Raw genomic sequence first — 251 nt, 5'->3', positions numbered from 1 at the left:
GAATTAAATGTTAAGAGAAAAATTATTTAAAGATTTTTTAAAAAATAAAAAGAATTTAGAAATTCGTAATCAATTAATCGAACTTCATTTACCTTTAGTCAAAAAACTAACTTATCAATTTAAATATTACCCTAAAGTTTTAACTAAAGAGGATTTATACCAAGAAGGGGTTTTAGGATTAATCAAATCCCTAAATAATTACCAAGATTTAGGTTATGGCTTCATTGCTTACGCTACTCCAACCATCAAAT

At 24.7% G+C, this 251-nt stretch carries 1 protein-coding gene; it reads left to right on the top strand.

Annotated elements, in window-relative coordinates; translation table 11 throughout:
• Positions 1-7: 7 nt before the first annotated feature.
• Positions 8-251: sigma factor (locus RI68_RS02220; RefSeq protein ID WP_017193612.1), on the top strand; the 244-nt coding region annotated here is incomplete at its 3' end.

Origin of the sequence: Vaccinium witches'-broom phytoplasma str. VAC (genome assembly GCF_000309405.1) — a bacterium.
In the GTDB taxonomy this organism is placed as follows: domain Bacteria; phylum Bacillota_I; class Bacilli_A; order Acholeplasmatales; family Acholeplasmataceae; genus Phytoplasma.
Note: the sequence above shows the minus strand (reverse complement) of the source record. Positions and strands in the feature narration are given on the sequence as shown.